The organism is Sphingomonas sp. PP-CC-3A-396 (assembly GCF_004343105.1).
Lineage (GTDB): Bacteria > Pseudomonadota > Alphaproteobacteria > Sphingomonadales > Sphingomonadaceae > Sphingomonas.
In genome coordinates this window covers 673,094-689,579 of sequence record NZ_SLYF01000001.1, presented here as the reverse complement: position 1 = coordinate 689,579, position 16,486 = coordinate 673,094, and the positions used below count along the sequence as shown (strand labels likewise).

Annotated in this window: 18 protein-coding genes; 8 read left to right on the top strand and 10 right to left on the bottom strand. The window is 65.4% G+C overall.

Translation table 11 applies throughout. The features are described from left to right. Positions 1-45: 45 nt before the first annotated feature. From rpiB to C8J40_RS03110, 5 genes are all read left to right on the top strand, one after another. Complete coding sequence (gene rpiB / locus C8J40_RS03130) at positions 46-486, top strand: ribose 5-phosphate isomerase B (RefSeq protein WP_132895715.1); 441 nt, start codon at positions 46-48, stop codon at positions 484-486. Then, on the top strand, positions 483-1,793 hold the full coding sequence (locus C8J40_RS03125; RefSeq protein ID WP_132734655.1) for a serine hydroxymethyltransferase: 1,311 nt from the start codon (positions 483-485) through the stop codon (positions 1,791-1,793). Before rpiB ends, C8J40_RS03125 begins: the two co-directional genes overlap by 4 nt. Positions 1,794-1,798: 5 nt before the next feature. Next, positions 1,799-1,978, top strand: a complete 180-nt coding sequence (locus tag C8J40_RS03120) for a hypothetical protein (RefSeq protein WP_056053298.1) — start codon at positions 1,799-1,801, stop codon at positions 1,976-1,978. Continuing rightward, complete coding sequence (gene nrdR, locus C8J40_RS03115; protein WP_056487307.1) at positions 1,979-2,443, top strand: transcriptional regulator NrdR; 465 nt, start codon at positions 1,979-1,981, stop codon at positions 2,441-2,443. Positions 2,444-2,636: 193 nt separating this feature from the next. After that, on the top strand, positions 2,637-3,869 hold the full coding sequence (locus tag C8J40_RS03110; protein WP_132895714.1) for a TrmH family RNA methyltransferase: 1,233 nt from the start codon (positions 2,637-2,639) through the stop codon (positions 3,867-3,869). On the opposite strand, the gene C8J40_RS03105 is transcribed toward C8J40_RS03110, so the two are convergent. After that, positions 3,866-4,165: a chorismate mutase gene (locus tag C8J40_RS03105; protein WP_132734651.1), complete on the bottom strand. Its 300-nt coding sequence runs from the start codon at positions 4,163-4,165 to the stop codon at positions 3,866-3,868. The genes C8J40_RS03110 and C8J40_RS03105 overlap by 4 nt on opposite strands. Positions 4,166-4,356: 191 nt before the next feature. Between C8J40_RS03105 and rpsD the strand changes: the two genes are divergently transcribed. From rpsD to C8J40_RS03090, 3 genes are all read left to right on the top strand, one after another. Then, on the top strand, positions 4,357-4,971 hold the full coding sequence (gene rpsD, locus C8J40_RS03100) for a 30S ribosomal protein S4 (protein WP_056487297.1): 615 nt from the start codon (positions 4,357-4,359) through the stop codon (positions 4,969-4,971). 198 nt (positions 4,972-5,169) lie between these two features. Further along, complete coding sequence (locus C8J40_RS03095; protein ID WP_132895713.1) at positions 5,170-6,801, top strand: M28 family peptidase; 1,632 nt, start codon at positions 5,170-5,172, stop codon at positions 6,799-6,801. A 1-nt stretch (position 6,802) separates the two neighbouring features. After that, positions 6,803-7,774, top strand: a complete 972-nt coding sequence (locus tag C8J40_RS03090) for an agmatine deiminase family protein (protein WP_132895712.1) — start codon at positions 6,803-6,805, stop codon at positions 7,772-7,774. Between the two features lie 161 nt (positions 7,775-7,935). On the opposite strand, the gene C8J40_RS03085 is transcribed toward C8J40_RS03090, so the two are convergent. The 9 genes from C8J40_RS03085 to ctaD all read right to left on the bottom strand — a co-directional run bounded on the left by C8J40_RS03085 (position 7,936) and on the right by ctaD (position 16,486). Further along, on the bottom strand, positions 7,936-8,805 hold the full coding sequence (locus tag C8J40_RS03085) for a class I SAM-dependent methyltransferase (protein ID WP_132895711.1): 870 nt from the start codon (positions 8,803-8,805) through the stop codon (positions 7,936-7,938). After that, on the bottom strand, positions 8,802-10,202 hold the full coding sequence (thrC, locus tag C8J40_RS03080; protein WP_132895710.1) for a threonine synthase: 1,401 nt from the start codon (positions 10,200-10,202) through the stop codon (positions 8,802-8,804). Before thrC ends, C8J40_RS03085 begins: the two co-directional genes overlap by 4 nt. A gap of 240 nt (positions 10,203-10,442) precedes the next feature. Beyond that, positions 10,443-11,063: an SURF1 family cytochrome oxidase biogenesis protein gene (locus tag C8J40_RS03075; protein ID WP_279432578.1), complete on the bottom strand. Its 621-nt coding sequence runs from the start codon at positions 11,061-11,063 to the stop codon at positions 10,443-10,445. Further along, positions 11,060-11,443, bottom strand: coding sequence for a DUF983 domain-containing protein (locus tag C8J40_RS03070; RefSeq protein ID WP_132895709.1), 384 nt, complete (start codon positions 11,441-11,443; stop codon positions 11,060-11,062). The genes C8J40_RS03075 and C8J40_RS03070 overlap by 4 nt, the downstream gene beginning before the upstream one ends. A 255-nt stretch (positions 11,444-11,698) precedes the next feature. Then, positions 11,699-12,625 (bottom strand): cytochrome c oxidase subunit 3, encoded by a 927-nt coding sequence (locus C8J40_RS03065; protein WP_132895708.1) that lies wholly within the window; start codon positions 12,623-12,625, stop codon positions 11,699-11,701. A 30-nt stretch (positions 12,626-12,655) separates the two neighbouring features. Then, positions 12,656-13,207 carry a cytochrome c oxidase assembly protein gene (locus C8J40_RS03060; protein WP_132734637.1) on the bottom strand — a complete coding sequence of 184 codons (552 nt, stop codon included), beginning with the start codon at positions 13,205-13,207 and terminating at the stop codon, positions 12,656-12,658. Beyond that, entirely contained in the window at positions 13,207-13,344 is a 138-nt protein-coding gene (locus C8J40_RS20155; protein WP_165911349.1) for a hypothetical protein, read from the bottom strand. The genes C8J40_RS03060 and C8J40_RS20155 overlap by 1 nt, the downstream gene beginning before the upstream one ends. Then, positions 13,341-14,240 carry a heme o synthase gene (locus C8J40_RS03055; RefSeq protein ID WP_132895707.1) on the bottom strand — a complete coding sequence of 300 codons (900 nt, stop codon included), beginning with the start codon at positions 14,238-14,240 and terminating at the stop codon, positions 13,341-13,343. Before C8J40_RS03055 ends, C8J40_RS20155 begins: the two co-directional genes overlap by 4 nt. Positions 14,241-14,824: 584 nt before the next feature. Beyond that, a complete protein-coding gene (ctaD, locus tag C8J40_RS03050; RefSeq protein WP_132895706.1) occupies positions 14,825-16,486 on the bottom strand; it encodes a cytochrome c oxidase subunit I in 1,662 nt (553 codons plus the stop codon).

Genomic DNA, 16,486 nt, shown 5'->3' with positions numbered 1-16,486 from the left:
GGTATGGGGCTGGGCACCCGATCCCCCGTCACAGGAATACGCCAGGTGCGCATCGCCATCGCGTCCGATCACGCCGCCGTTTCGTTGAAAGCGGTGCTCGCCGCTTGGCTGCGCGAGGCGGGGCATGACGTGCTCGATCTCGGTCCTGAGGATACCGCCAGCGTCGATTATCCCGATTATGGGTTCAAGCTTGCCACAGCGATCGCCGACGGTAGCGCCGACCGCGGTATCGCGCTGTGCGGCTCGGGTATCGGCATCTCGATCGCCGCCAATCGCAATCCCGCCTGCCGCTGCGCGCTCGTGTCCGAACCACTGTCGGCGAGCCTTGCGCGCGTGCACAACGACGCCACTGCCATCGCGATGGGCGCGCGCCTGATCGGCGAGGAAATGGCCAAGGCGTGCGTCGAAGCTTTCCTGTCCGCCGAATTCGCCGGCGGCCGTCATCAACTCCGTGTCGATAAACTTTCCACAAAGGTCCCCGCATGAGCACTCAGCCCCGCGAACTTCATGACGTCCAGCCCGACGGGTTTTTCACGCGCGGCCTGGCCGATGCGGACGCTGCCGTTTTCGCCGGCGTCGCTGCCGAACTGGAACGCGAGCAGACGCAGATCGAGCTGATCGCGTCGGAGAACATCGTCTCGAAGGCTGTGCTCGAGGCTCAAGGATCGGTGTTCACGAACAAATATGCCGAGGGCTATCCGGGCAAGCGTTACTACCAGGGCTGCGCGCCGTCGGACACGGTCGAGACGCTCGCGATCGAGCGCGCCAAGCAGATCTTCGGCTGCGGGTTCGTCAACGTTCAGCCGCATTCCGGCGCGCAGGCGAACGGCGCGGTGATGCTGGCGCTGGTCAAGCCGGGCGACACGATCCTCGGCATGAGCCTCGACGCGGGCGGTCACCTGACGCATGGCGCCAAGCCGGCGATGTCGGGCAAGTGGTTCAACGCCATTCAATACGGTGTCGATGCGACCACGCACCTGATCGACTACGATCAGGTCGAGGCGCTGGCGGTCGAGCATCAGCCGAAACTGATCATTGCGGGCGGCTCGGCCTATCCGCGGACGATCGACTTCGCGCGCTTCCGGGCGATCGCGGACAAGGTCGGCGCGTATTTCATGGTCGACATGGCGCATTTCGCCGGGATCGTCGCAGCCGGCCTGCACCCGACGCCGTTCGGCCACGCGCATGTCGTGACGACCACCACGCACAAGACGCTGCGGGGTCCGCGCGGCGGCATGATCATGACCAACGACGAGGCTCTGGCCAAGAAGTTCAACTCGGCGGTGTTCCCGGGCCTCCAGGGCGGGCCGCTGATGCACGTGATCGCGGCGAAGGCGGTGGCGTTCGGCGAGGCGCTGCAGCCTGATTTCAAGAGCTACATCGCCGCGGTCGTCGAGAACGCGAAGGTGCTGGCGGCGACGCTCAAGGAGCGCGGCTCGGACGTCGTCTCGGGCGGCACCGACACGCATCTCGCGCTGATCGACCTCACCCCGCTGGGCATCACCGGGCGCGATGCGGACGAGGCGCTCGAGCGTGCGGGGATCACCTGCAACAAGAACGGCATCCCCAACGATCCGCTGCCGCCGGTCAAGACCAGCGGCATCCGCGTCGGCTCGCCCGCAGGCACGACGCGCGGGTTCGGCCCGGCGGAATTCCGCGAGATCGGCAACATGGTCGCCGACGTGCTGGACGGCCTCGCGAAAAAGGGCGAGCATGGGGACCCGGAAGTCGAGGCGGACGTTCGGACGCGTGTTCGTGCACTCTGCGCGCGCTTCCCGATCTATCAAGGATAAACAGCATGTCGAAGTTCGACGACGTCCAGAACGACATCAAGGCGACCCCCGGCCTCGGCAAGAGCATGGCCAAGTGGAGCGCACTCGGCGCGGTCGTGGCGATCCCGGTGCCGGTGATCGGCCCGATCTTCGGTGCACTCGCAGGCGCGGGCTACGCGTACTACAAGGGCAAGAAGAAGGTCTAAATGCGCTGCCCCTTCTGCGGACATGAAGACAGCCAAGTAAAGGACAGCCGCCCTACCGAAGACGGGGCGGCGATCCGGCGCCGGCGCCAATGCGAGGGGTGCGCCGCGCGTTTCACGACGTTCGAGCGGATCCAGTTGCGCGAGCTGTTCGTGTTGAAGAGTGAGGGGCGGAGAGAGCCGTTCGACCGGGAGAAGCTGCTCCGGTCGCTGTCGATCGCGACTCGGAAGCGGGCAATCGAGGCTGGGCGGATCGAGAAGCTGGTGAGCGGGATCCAGCGGCGGCTGGAGACGCTGGGCGAGAACGACGTGACGTCTAAGCGGATCGGCGAGATGGTGATGGATGGGCTCAAGGGGCTCGATTCCGTGGCGTATATCCGGTTTGCGAGTGTGTACCGGGATTTCAGCGAGGCGAAGGACTTCGAGGCTTTTGCCGGGAGTGTCGAGGAGGTCGGGCGAGCGGAGTGAGTTTGGCTTGTCCCAGCTTGTCCTCGTTCATCTCGTCGTCGTGCAGTCTCGTCGTCGTTCAGCCTTGCCCAGGCTAGTGTCCGCACCGCTGGCAGCATCGCAAACTTTACCTTATCGACGGTTCCTCCACCCCTCCCGTTCGTCCTGAGTAGGGACTGAGCGCGGCGAAGGCCCGTATCGAAGGACAGGTTGCATGAGCTTTTACGCCTACATGCTCCGCTGTTTCGACGGCAGCTATTACATCGGCCACACCGACGCGCTCGAACGCCGGATCGCGCAACATCAGCACGGTGAGCTTCCCGGATATACGCACAACCGGCGCCCGGTCACGCTGATGTGGTCGCAGGATTTCCCGAGCCGGATCGAGGCGCTCGAGGCCGAGCGGCAGTTGAAAGGCTGGACGCGGGCGAAGAAGGAAGCGTTGGCGGCGGGCGATTGGGCCGCAGTGCGCTTACTCTCGCGCAAATCCTTCGATACGGGTCTTCGGCTTCGCTCAGCCCCTACTCAGGACGAACGGGGTGGGGTGGGTGAGCGGGATGGTTTGTCCAAGCACGATGAATTGGCTGAGCCGGACGACTTTGGTGAGCATGGCAAGATCGGTGGATTTGGCGACGTGATTGACGAAAACATGACGAGTACGGGCGCGGTTAGCGACAGCTATGTGGTCTCGGATGGGGTGGGGGCGGTCGATGCTGCCACCCCACCCCCCGTCATAATCCTCGTCCGCCCCCAACTCGGCGAAAACATCGGCAAGGCCGCGCGGGCGATGCTGAACTTCGGCCTCACCGAAATGCGGCTAGTCTCCCCGCGTGACGGCTGGCCCAACCCCTCCGCCGGCCCCGCCGCCAGCGGCGCCGACATCGTGCTCCAGAACGCGAAGGTCTACGACAGCGTCGCCGCCGCCACCGCCGACTGCGCGCAGGTGTTCGCCACCACGGTGCGGAAACGCGGCGTAACCAAGCCCGTCGTTACCCCCGAACAGGCCGCAACCGAGATCCACGCAGCCCCCGGCCGCTCCGCGATCCTGTTCGGGCCGGAGCGCTCCGGCCTCGAAACCGACGACGTCGCGGTCGCGCGGACGATCATCACGGTGCCGATCAATCCGGAGTTCGGCTCGCTCAATCTCGCCCAGGCGGTGATCCTGGTCGCGTATGAATGGTCGAAGGGGCTGACCGCCGATCGCGAGCTGTCACAGCCGTCGATCAACCCGATCATGCCGCCCGCACCGCAGGAGGAGCTCGACGGGATGATCGGGCAGCTCGATGCGATGCTGATGGGGGCGGGGTTCTTCCACCTGCCCGACAAGATGCAGTCGACGCGGCGGACTCTGCGGACGTTGCTGACGAAGCCGGGCTGGTCGAGCCAGGAGATCCGGACCCTCCGCGGCGTGCTGTCGTCGCTGGCGGGGAAGCGGCCGCGAGCCTAGCGCCGGTCGAAGGCGGCGAGTTCGTAGGCGATCGAGGCTTCGACCAGGCGTTCCCACAGATCCGCGATCACGGCCTCCGGAACGCCCAGTCTAACCGCCTCGGCCCGCGCATTGTCGATCACCTGTGTCTTCCGATCCTCGTCGCGGACGTGCCCACGCTCCGGCTTGATGCGTGCGGCGGCGTCCATGTACGCGAACCGCCTGGCGAGCAGCGCGACCAAGTCGCGGTCGAGCGCGTCGACGCCTGCGCGGACCTCGGTCATGGTGGTGCAATCTGGGCCGGGGAGAATGGTCATGCGCCGTCTCTTGCCGAGCCCTATCCGGCCTGTCCAGCTTGACTCTGGCCCGCCCCCCGTCTAGGCGCCCGCCTTCGCAATGGCCCCGCACCCCGGTGAAGCGGTGGCCCTGCCCTGTCTGGACATCCGTCTCGTACAGCCAGCAGAGCGATACCGGGAACAACGTTGTTAGCATTTGCCAAGGACTTACTATGTCGAAGCGTCAAAGCGCGAAGTACAAACTCGATCGCCGTATGGGCGAGAACATCTGGGGTCGTCCCAAGTCGCCCGTCAACAAGCGGGAATACGGCCCGGGCCAGCACGGCCAGCGCCGCAAGGGCAAGGTCAGCGATTTCGGTATCCAGCTGCGCGCCAAGCAGAAGCTCAAGGGCTATTATGGCGACGTGACCGAGAAGCAGTTCCGTGCGTGCTACCATGAGGCTGCGCGTCTGAAGGGCGATACCTCGCAGAACCTGATCGGCCTGCTCGAGCAGCGCCTCGACATGATCGTCTACCGCGCCAAGTTCGCGCCGACGATCTTCGCGGCACGCCAGATCGTTTCGCACGGCCACATCCGCGTCAACGGCGTGAAGTGCAACATCGCGTCGCGTCGCTGCTTCGTCGGCGACGAGATCACGCTGGGCACCAAGGCACAGGAAATGGCGCTGGTCATGGAAGCACAGAGCCTCGCCGAGCGTGAGATTCCCGACTATGTCGCCACCGACGGCGCCGCGAAGGTCACCTTCACGCGCGTCCCGACGCTCGACGAAGTGCCGTACCCGGTGAAGATGGAGCCTAACCTCGTCGTCGAGTTCTATTCGCGCTAAGCGAAGAGAACGAGCAGAGGTTCGGCTCGGCCGGCGTCGCTTAGGCGACGTCCGACGTCATGGCTTTGCCATGACGCTGATCCGAGAGACAAAAAGGGCGGTCCCGTTGGGGCCGCCCTTTTTCGTTGCCCCTTGTCGCCTCGTGGACATGCGCGCCGGGCTTTGCCAGAACGCGCGCAACCAAATGGGGAAATGACCATGCGCGCTGCCATCCTGTCTCTGTTGCTGCTCGGGACCGCCGCGTCCGCGCAGACTACCCCTGCCATCTCGGTCGAGACGTTGAAGACCGTCACGCAGGTGCTGTCCTCGGACGCCTATGAAGGCCGCGCGCCGACCACGCCTGCGGAGGCGAAGACGGTCGCGTATATCGTCGAGCGGATGAAGGCGGCAGGACTGAAGCCCGGCAACAAGGGGTCGTGGACGCAGGACGTGCCGATGGTGCAGATCACCGCGGGTAACGTGCAGCCGTACAGCTTCACCGGCGGCAAGACTCCGGTAAGTCTCAACTTCCGGACCGACATGGTCGCGGGCACCTACCGCGTCGTACCGAAGGCGTCGGTGGCGAACAGCGACGTGGTGTTCGTCGGCTACGGGATCACCGCGCCCGAAAAGGGCTGGGACGATTACGCTGGCACCGACGTGAAGGGGAAGACGGTGGTCATCCTCATCAACGATGCCGACTGGCAGACGATGTCGCGCGAGGGGCCTTTCGAAGGGCGTGCGATGACGTGGTACGGGCGCTGGCCGTACAAGTTCGAGAACGCGGCCAAGCACGGCGCGGCGGCGGCGATCATCGTCCATGATACCGAGCCGGCGGCGTATCCGTGGGCGGTGGTGCAGTCGTCCTGGACTGGGCCGCAGCTCGAACTGGACGAGAAGGGCAATCATCTCGACCAGTCGCAGATCGTCGGCTGGATGCAGCGCGCGGCGGCGGAGCGCGTGTTCGCGAGCGCGGGCAAGGATTATGCGACGCTCGCCGCGGCGGCCAAGGTGAAGGGGTTCAAGGCGGTTCCGCTCGGACTGAAGTTCGCCGGCGGGTTCGACAACACGATCAAGCGGCAGGCGTCGAAGAACGTCATCGGCGTGCTGCCGGGTACTGCCGCCCCGAATGATTACGTGCTGTACTCGGCGCATTGGGATCATCTCGGGCGCTGCGATCCGGTCGATGGCGACAACATCTGCAACGGCGCGTCGGACAATGCGAGCGGCGTTGCCGGGTTGGTGGCGCTGGCCGAGGCTCAGGTGAAGGCGGGGCCGGCCAAGCGCTCGATTGCGTTTCTTGCCGTGACCGCGGAGGAATCGGGGCTGCTCGGCTCACGCTATTATGCCGAGCATCCGATCTATCCGCTGGCGCACACCGCCGGCGGGGTGAACATGGACGTGCTGAACGTCGATGGCCGCGCGAAGGATTTCGTCCTCACCGGTGCGGGCAAGTCGGAGATCGAGGACCTGGTGAAGCCGTTCGTTGCTGCCGAGGGCCGCGTGATCGGCGTCGAGGCGAACCCGGAGCGCGGCGGCTATTACCGGTCGGATCACTTCAGTTTCGCCAAGCTCGGCGTGCCGATGCTCGATGGCGGCAGCGGCGAGGATTTGGTCGTCGGTGGCACCGCGGCGGGGCACGCCGCGCGCGAGGATTATGTCGCGCACCGGTATCACAAGCCGGCGGACGAATATGACGCGAAGTGGGACTGGTCGGGCGCGGTCGAGGATCTGACGATCTATTACGGGCTCGGGCGCAAACTCGCGGACGATACCAGTCTGTGGCCGAACTGGTATAAGACCGCCGAATTCCGCGGCATCCGTGACCGCGATCGCGCAGGAGCCAAGTAACGTGACCACGACCGTTTCTACCCCCGCCGAATGGGCGCATCACAAGGCCGTCTGGATCGGCTTTCCGAGCCATGCCGACCTGTGGTTGGAGGACCTTGAGCCCGCGCGGGACGAGGTCGTCGCGTTTGCCAAGGCCGTGCACGCCGGCGGCAAGGGCGAGACGGTGATTCTGGTCGCGGCGGACGTTGGCTCGGCAACGACGGCCAAGCGGCTTGCGCCGTTCGCGGACGTGGTGGTCGAGCCGTTCGGCGACATCTGGCTGCGCGATACTGCGCCGATCATCGTCGGCGACGGCAGCGCGCGGGACTTCCGGTTCAACGGCTGGGGCGGGAAGTACGACCTGCCGGGCGACGACACGATCGGGCAGCGGCTGGCGGCGAGCCGGCAAAAGCGGGTCGAGGCGTGCGACTGGGTATTGGAAGGCGGCGCGATCGATGGCGATGGCACCGGGACGGTCGTTACGACGCAGCAGTGCCTGCTCAACCGCAACCGCAATCCGTCGCTAAGCAAGGCGGAGATCGAGGCGCGGCTGGCGTCTGATCTCGGCTATACCCGCGTAGTGTGGCTGGGGGACGGGTTGGTCAACGATCATACCGACGGCCATGTCGACAACCTCGCGCGGTTCGTCGGTGAGGGGCGCGTGGCGATCCCGAAGGCGACCGACAACGATCCGAACTGGCAGGTGTACCAGAACGCGGTGCGCGATGCCGCCGCGGCCGGGCTGGAGGTGGTGACGATCCCGTCGCCGGGCCGCGTGCTGCGCGACGAGGAGGTCGTGCCGGCGAGCTATATGAACTTCTACATCGGCAATGCCGCGGTGGTGGTGCCGTTGTATGGCGCGGAGAACGATCAGGCGGCGGTGGTGGCGATCCAGGCGCTGTTCCCGGATCGCGAAGTGGTCGGGCAACGTGCGGATCATATCCTGACGGGTGGCGGGAGCTTTCACTGCATCTCGCAGCAGATTCCGGGGTAATTCCGCCGATTGTGACGGGCGATAACCTCTGAACTAACCACCACCCCGGCGGAGGCCGGGGTCCAATTGGGGGACGTAGCCAACGAAGGATTGCCCTTCGTTACTCCAACCTTTCCAATTGGGCCCCGGCCTTCGCCGGGGTGGTAGCCAAGAGGCCTAGTTCAGCAGCTCCAGCGGGCCCAAATTGCTGTGGGGAGTGTCAGGCCGCGCGCTTCTTCGCGGACGCCGAGTTCGCCGACTTCGACTTTGCCCGGCAGGTCCGCAAATACCTGGTTCAGCAACTCCCCTATCGCGAGCGCAGACATCCGCACCGCGTAGACCGTCAGGAACAGGAAGCGCGAGTTCTCGTCGAGCAGCTTGCGACAGTCGGCGATAAGCTTCGGCAGGTCTTCCTCCAGCCGCCACACTTCACCCTCCGGCCCACGCCCGTATTTCGGCGGATCGAGCAAAATCCCGTCATATCGCCGCCCACGGCGCACCTCGCGCGCAACGAACTTCGCGGCATCATCGGTCATCCAGCGGATCGGCGCGTCGGCCACGCCCGAGAGTTTCGCGTTGGCCTTGGCCGCCTCGACGGACTTTTTCGACGCGTCCACGTGGACCATGCGGACGCCCTTGGTCGCCATCGCCAGCGTGCCGACGCCGGTATAGCCGAACAGGTTCATGCATTCGGGCGAGTCGAGTCCGGCGACGCGCTCGCGCATCCAGCTCCACACCGGCGCCATGTCGGGGAAGAAGCCGAGGTGGCGGAACGGGGTGGTCTGCGCGGTGTACGACACCTCGTTCCACTTGAGCGTCCAGCCTTCGCGAGGGACGGGCTCGGAGAATTCCCAGCGGCCGCCGCCGTCCTCGTCGGAGCCGGGGACGAATTCGCCCTGCGCCTGCCAGTCGGTCGAGGCGGGCGCCCACATGGCCTGCGGCTCGGGACGGATGAAGCGGAAGCGGCCATAGCGCTCGAGCTTCTTGCCGTGGCCCGAGTCGATCAGGCCGTAATCTGCCCAGGGTTCGCCGATGAGGGTATGCAATTTCATGCCGACGGCTTCGCGCGCTCGGTGATGTAGGCGGTGATCGCGTCGAACGTCGCCGGCAGCGTGGCGTAACGCTCCTCGCGGTCGAACAGGTCGCCGACGCGGGTTGGCAGCGAGGGGCGAACGCCGGTGGCGCGCTCGACTGCGTCGCCGAACTTGGCGGGGTGCGCGGTGGCGAGCGTTACGATGGGTACGCCGGCGGGGACTTCCGTGCGCAGCGCCGCGGCGAGGCCGATTGCGGTATGCGGGTCGATGACCTGCCCGGCATGCTCGTGTGCCCAGCGCATCGCCAGCGTCATGTCGTCGAGGTCGATGCGCTCGCTCTGGAAGAGCGCGGAGGCGCCTTCCGACTGCGCATTGGTGAGACGCATCGCGCCCGAGGATTCGAAGCCGGCCATCTGTGCGGCGAGCGCTGCGCCATCGCGGTCGCCGAGGTCGAACAACAGGCGTTCGAAGTTCGAACTCACCTGGATGTCCATCGACGGGGTCGGGGTCTGCTGGACGCCGCCCTTCGAATAGTCGCCGGTGCTGAGCGCGCGGTGGAGGATGTCGTTGACGTTGGTCGCGACGACCAGCTTGGCCACCGGAAGCCCCATCTTTGCCGCGACATAGCCGGCGAACACGTCGCCGAAATTGCCGGTCGGGACGGCGAACGCGACCTCGCGATCCGGCGCGCCGAGGCGGATCGCGGCGTAGAAGAAATAGACCACCTGCGCCATCAGGCGGGCCCAGTTGATCGAGTTCACCGCCGACAGCGCGAACTTGGTCGAGAAGGCGCGATCGTTGAACATCGCCTTCACGAGCGCCTGCGCATCGTCGAAGCTGCCTTCGATGGCGATGTTGTAGACGTTGGGGCTGAGCACCGTTGTCATCTGGCGGCGCTGCACGTCGGAGATCCGGCCGACCGGGTGGAGCATGAAGATGTCGATGCCGTCGCGCCCCGCGACCGCGTCGATCGCGGCCGAGCCGGTGTCGCCGCTGGTCGCGCCGACGATCGTCAGGCGCTTGTCGGTGCCGGCGAGGAAGCGTTCGAAGAACAGCCCGAGCAGCTGGAGCGCGACGTCCTTGAACGCGAGCGTCGGGCCGTGGAAGAGCTCGAGCAGCCACTGGTCGTGGTCGAGCTGCACGAGCGGAACGACTGCGGCGTGCGAGAACCGGCCATAGGCTTGTTCGCAGAGTGCTTTCAGTTCCTCGCGCGTCATCGCGTCGCCGATGAACGGCGCCATTACCGCGACCGCGGTGTCGACATAGGAAAGCCCGGCGAGCGCGGCAATCTCGTCGCGGCTCATCGTAGGCCATGCGTCGGGGAGGTAGAGGCCGCCATCGGAGGCGAGACCGGCGAGCGTCGCCGCTTCAAAATCGAGAATGGGCGCCGAGCCGCGGGTGCTGATGTAACGCATGGCCAAGCCGGTTAGCGGTTGGGGGGAGAGGGGACAAGCTTTCGGGCGAGTATGGTGGGCGATCCCGTCGGTTCCCAGTCCCCGGTTCCTAGTCGCCAATCCCAGTCCCGTACCTAAGCCGGCAGTCCGTTGCCCCTAGCCCCATTCCGTCACCCCAGCGAAAGCTGGGGTATCTCACGAGGCAGATGACGCGTGCCACACCGGGATATCCCAGCTTTCGCTGGGATGACGGTGTTTGGTTTATCGTACGTCTGGTCCCGTTCGTGACCTGCGGCGCAGCGCGAGGGCGTAGATGATCGCGGCGATGGCGGCGAAGAAGAACCACTGGCCTGCATAGGCGAGGTGGTTGTTCGGGACCGACGCGATGTCGGGCTTGCCGTTGGGGCTGAGGCCGGCCTGCGGGGTGTCGGCGACCAACATCAGGCGCTGCGGGGTGTGATCGAACAGCGATCCGATCAGCGAACGGCCGTCGGGGGCGTGGCTGATGTAGCCGGAGACTTCGCCGCCGGCCCAGGTGACCTCGGCCATCGGATCGCGCGTGGTACCGAGCTGGACGATCATGCCGGGGCCCTCCGCGCCGGTCCGGCACTCGGCGATCGCGCGGAAGCCCGACTTGCCGGCGCCGGCGAGTTTGATCCCGGTCGGCTGGAGGCAGAGGCCGGCGGCGCGGCGGAACAGGAGCGTCTCGTCGGGGAAGCGCGGGAAGGCCATCGTCGGTTTGGCGGGGTTGGCGGCGAGCTGGGCAAGGAACGCTTCCTTTTTCGGGAGGCGGTCGAGGAGTTGCCACAGACCGAGGCCGATCATCGCCGCAATTGCGAGCGTGACGAGGATGGTGGGGATGATCGGGATGCGTCTCGTCACGGGTCGATTCGGCCTTCGCGGGCTGCGTTGCGGTATTCGGCGGACATGAGGGCGCCCTTTGCCGCTCTTAGGGACAACACGACTCCGCCGGCGGTAAAGGGGATCCAGATCAGCATGTGGAGCCAGAGCGGAGGGTGGACCTTGAGTTCGAGCGTGATTGCGAGGGCCACGACGAGGGCGCCGAGAATCAGCGTCAGGAACGCGGCGGGGCCGTCGCCGACGTTGAACTTGCTGAAGTCGAGCCCGCAATTCGGGCAGCGGTCGGCGAAGTTGGACCATTTCGCGAAGAGAGTCGGCTTGCCGCAGCGGGGGCAGAGACTTTTCAACGCGACCTGGGCGATCGTGGGGGCTGTGGCGAGGGGGTATGGATCTTCGGTCATGCGGTCAGTTCGCCCATCCTTGTTTCCCCGCGAAGGCGGGGATCCAGACTGGGCTCCCGCCTTCGCGGGAGAACAAGGTAAGGGAGCGCCCGTTAGCTAGTGGCAGTGCCTTATCCCCAAAGGTTGCCACCCCGGCGGAGGCCGGGGCCCAGTTGGGGGACGTTGCTGACGGAGGGCGGCACTTCGTTACTGCGACCTTTCCAACTGGGCCCCGGCCTTCGCCGGGGTGGATGGCAAGGGTCAGGTGGTAGGCTCTCAACCGCCGTGGACGGGGGCGCCCCAGCCGCCCCAGACGTAGACGGTGACGAACAGGAACAGCCACACGACGTCGACGAAATGCCAGTACCAAGCCGCTGCCTCGAAGCCGAAATGCTGGCGCGGGGTGAAGTCGCCGCGATAGGCGCGGACCAGGCAGACGATCAGGAAGATCGTACCGATCAGCACGTGGAAGCCGTGGAAGCCGGTCGCCATAAAGAACGACGCGCCGTAGTTGATGCCCTTGAACGGGAACGGCGCGTGGACGTACTCATACGCCTGGATCGAGCTGAACAGCGCGCCGAGGATCACCGTCAGCCACAGGCCCTTGAGCACGCCGTCGCGGTTGCCGACGCCGATTAGGCCCCATGCACCGGTCTTCTCGCCGCCGCGCTGGTTGTGGATCAGCGCGTGGTGCGCCCAGGTCACCGTCGTGCCCGAGGTCAGCAGGATCAGCGTGTTGAGCAGCGGCAGTTCGAACGGGTTGATGACCGTCAGGCCCTTTGGCGGCCACTGTGCGACGATCGCCGCGCCGCCTTCGGCCGCCCGCGTGACGGTGCCGTCGGCAAACGTCATCGCGGTCGGGAACAGCGAGAAGTCGAAGAACGCCCAGAACCAGCCGACGAAGAACATCACTTCGGAGGCGATGAACAGGATCATGCCGTAGCGGAAATGAAGCTGCACGACGGGGGTATGGTCGCCCGCGTGCGCTTCCTTGATGACCTGCGCCCACCAGCTGTAGAAGGTGAAAAGCAGCCCGGTCAGGCCGATGAAGAAGATCCAGCCGCCGCCATTGGGCTTGTCGATATGGCCGCCGTGCATCCACATGATGCCGCCGACCGCCATGATCAGCGCCGAAAACGATCCGACCAGCGGCCAGATGCTCGGCGGCAGGATGTGGTAATCATGGTTCTTGGCGCCGGCCATCGGTACTCCCCTATTTTCTTTGGCGTCGTTCTAGCTGGCTGTTTTCGCAGAATCCACCGGGTAAAACGTATAGCTGAGCGTGATCGTCTGGATATCGGCCGCGTCGGGGTCCGTCAGGATCTTCGGATCGACGAAGAAGATCACCGGCATCCGCGCGGTCTCGCCGGGTTTCAGCGTCTGCTGCGTGAAGCAGAAGCACTGGATCTTGGTGAAATACTTGCCGGCCTGCGCGGGCTGGACGTTGAACGTCGCGGTGCCGGTGAGCGGCTTGTTCGACGTGTTGGTCGCGGTGAAGAACGCCATGTCGCGCGCGCCGACGTCGATCGTGTCCGAACGATTCTCGGGCACGAACTTCCACGGGAGTTTCGGGCTGACGTTGGTGTCGAAGTCGACCGTGATCTTGTGATCGACCGCGCCGGGGGCGACGAGCCCGCGCTGGGTCGTCCCGTTGAGCCCGGTGACCGAGCAGAACAGCCGATAGAGCGGGACGCTGGCCCAGGCGAGGCCGGTCATGAAACAGATGAAGAGCACCGCGAGCGCCGCAGTACGGTTGGTGCGCGACATAGCCTTCCAGCCGGCCATCAGTGCGGCATGCCGGCGCGGATCTTGGCGATCGAGATCGCGAAGACGAGGATTACGAATGCGCCCAGCAGGATAGCCATTACGCGCGCGCGACCGCGTTGACGGCTGCGGATCAGGTCGGGATCGGGCAGGCTCATGCGAACCACCGGTCGACGACCAGCGCGCCGAACATCACGAACAGGTACAGGATCGAGTATTTGAACAAGGCCTTCTCCGGTTTCATCGCATCGTCGGCATGCGTGGTGCGCTTGGCGACGCGGACGGCTAGCAACGCGAACCAGCCGGTGAGCAGGACCGCCGCAATGCCGTAGATCGCACCCGTTAGGCCGAGCGGCCAAGGCAGGATCGCAACCGCCGCCATCGGGATCGTGTAGAGCCCGATCTGCGTCCGCGTGGTGCGCTCGCCCGAGACGACGGGGAGCATCGGCACGCCCGCGGCGGCGTAATCGCTCTTCATGAACAGCGCGAGCGCCCAGAAATGCGGCGGCGTCCAGAGGAATACGAACAGGAACAGCAGGACGGGGAGCAGCGCGATGTCACCGGTCGCGGCGGCCCAACCAATCAGTGGCGGGAACGCGCCCGCTGCCCCACCGATGACGATGTTCTGCGGCGTGCGGCGCTTGAGCCAGACGGTGTAGATCAGCACGTAGAACAGGATCGAGACGGTCAGGATCGCGGCGGCGACGGCGTTGACCGCAAACCCCATGAACAGGACCGAGAACGCGCCGAGCCCGACGCCGAAATGGAGCGCTGCCTGGCGTTCCATCCGGCCATCGGGCAGCGGACGCTTCTGCGTGCGGCGCATGACCGCGTCGATGTCCGACTCATACCATTGGTTGAGCGCTCCCGCCGCGCCCGCGCCTAGCGCGATGCAGAGGATCGCGGTGAAGCCGATCACAGGGTGCACGCCGACGGGGGCTGCGAGCATGCCGCAGAGCCCGGTGAAGACGACGAGCGTCATCACGCGCGGCTTGGTCAGCGCCAGGAAATCGCGCCAATGCGCCGGTGGCAGGAGGGGAGTTGCGGGAGTCATGGTTCGGGTACGCTATACGCGTTGAAAGGCTTGGGGGAAAGCGGCGTGGCTTGGTGGCGCGAGGAGCGGCCGCTTTCCACGACCGTCACCCCAGCGAAAGCTGGGGTCTCCCGCGTTGTGCGTGACGGGAATCTCAAGATGAGACCCCAGCTTTCGCTCGGGTGACGGGATCAAGGCAGGGGTGCTGGCTTTTTCGCGCGCTAGCTCATGAGCTCGCTCGCTGCTTTTTAACCCGATAGCCCACTAGCACGACCCTGCCAGATCGGCGAGCGGTCGACCCATTCCCACCGTCATCCTGACGAAAGTCAGGACCCAGAGCCATGGAGGGAGACGCTTTTGACCCTGGGTCCTGACTTTCGTCAGAATGACGTGGCGCGGCGGGGGAGCGTTCGAGTGTCGACGCCAGCGGGTACTGCCTTATCCAACGAGAAACGCCCCGGGTTTCCCCGAGGCGTTCTCTTGCTTGGCTGGCCCGACACGGGAGTTAATCCCGTGTCGTCGGACGCGGCATTGCCGCGCCGGCCGGTCGGATGCGTGCGGCTGGGCCGCACCGGCGCGTAGCTGTCGCTACGCTGCCTTGCATCCTAATCGATCCGCGGCAGCGTCTCGAACTGATGGTACGGCGGCGGCGAGGAGATCGTCCACTCCAGCGTCGTCGCGCCGTCGCCCCAGGGGTTGTCGCCCGCCTTCTTGCCGGCCGCCAGCGACCAGATCAGGTTGACGAAGAACACCACCATGCCCGCGGCCATGATCATGTAGCCGACCGAGGCGACCGTGTTCCAATGTTCGTACTGCGGGGTGTAGTCCGGGATGCGGCGCGGCATGCCCTGGAGACCGAGGAAGTGCATCGGGAAGAACATCACGTTCACGCCGACGAAGAACACCCAGAAGTGCAGCTGGCCGAGGAACTCGTTATACATCTTGCCGGTCATCTTCGGGAACCAGTAATAGAACCCGGCGAACAGCGAGAACACCGCACCCAGCGACAGCACGTAGTGGAAATGCGCCACCACATAGTACGTGTCCTGCATGTAGTCGTCGATGCCGCCATTCGCGAGCACGACGCCGGTCACGCCGCCGACGGTGAACATGAAGATGAAGCCGATCGACCATACCATCGGCGTCTTGAAGGTGAGCGAGCCGCCCCACATCGTCGCGATCCACGAGAAGATCTTGATGCCCGTCGGGACCGCGATGACCATCGTCGCCGCAGTGAAGTACATCTTGGTGTTCACGCTGAGGCCCGTCGTGAACATGTGGTGCGCCCACACGACGAACCCGACCACGCCGATCGCGACCATCGCGTACGCCATGCCGAGATAGCCGAAGACCGGCTTGCGGCTGAACGTCGAGATGATCTGGCTGACGATGCCGAAGCCCGGCAGGATCATGATGTAGACTTCGGGATGGCCGAAGAACCAGAACAGATGCTGGTAGAGGACGGGATCGCCGCCGCCGGCCGGATCGAAGAAGGTCGTGCCGAAGTTGCGATCGGTCAGCAGCATCGTGATCGCCGCGGCGAGCACTGGCAGCGCGAGCAGCAGCAGGAACGCGGTGACGAGCATCGACCACACGAACAGCGGCATCTTGTGCAGCGTCATGCCCGGCGCGCGCATGTTGAAGATCGTCGTGATGAAGTTGATCGCGCCGAGGATCGACGAGGCACCCGCGAGATGGAGCGCGAGGATCGCCATGTCGGTCGAAGGGCCAGGCTCGCCGTACGTCGAGAGCGGCGCGTAGAGCGTCCAGCCGTTACCCGCGCCACCGAAGAACGGCGAGGCCAGCAACAGCGTGAAGGCGGGGATCAACAGCCAGAACGACACGTTGTTCATGCGAGGGAACGCCATGTCGGGCGCGCCGATCATGATCGGCACGAACCAGTTGCCGAAGCCGCCGACCATCGCCGGCATGACCATGAAGAACACCATGATCAGGCCGTGCGCGGTGATCAGCACGTTCCAGAGATGAAGCGATTCGTCGAGGCTGGCGGGACCGCCGTGGAGCATGCTCGCCCAGCCCTGCAGATACTGGATGCCGGGATGCGCGAGCTCGGCGCGCATGAGGCCCGAGACCGAGCCGCCGATGATCCCCGCGACGATCGCGAAGATGAGGTACAGCGTGCCGATGTCCTTGTGGTTGGTCGACATGAACCAACGCGCGAAGAAGCCGGGTTTGTGATCGGTATCGTGGTGGTCGTGCGATTCGTGCGCGACGAACGCCGACGGATGGAGAGCGGTGTCGGTCAT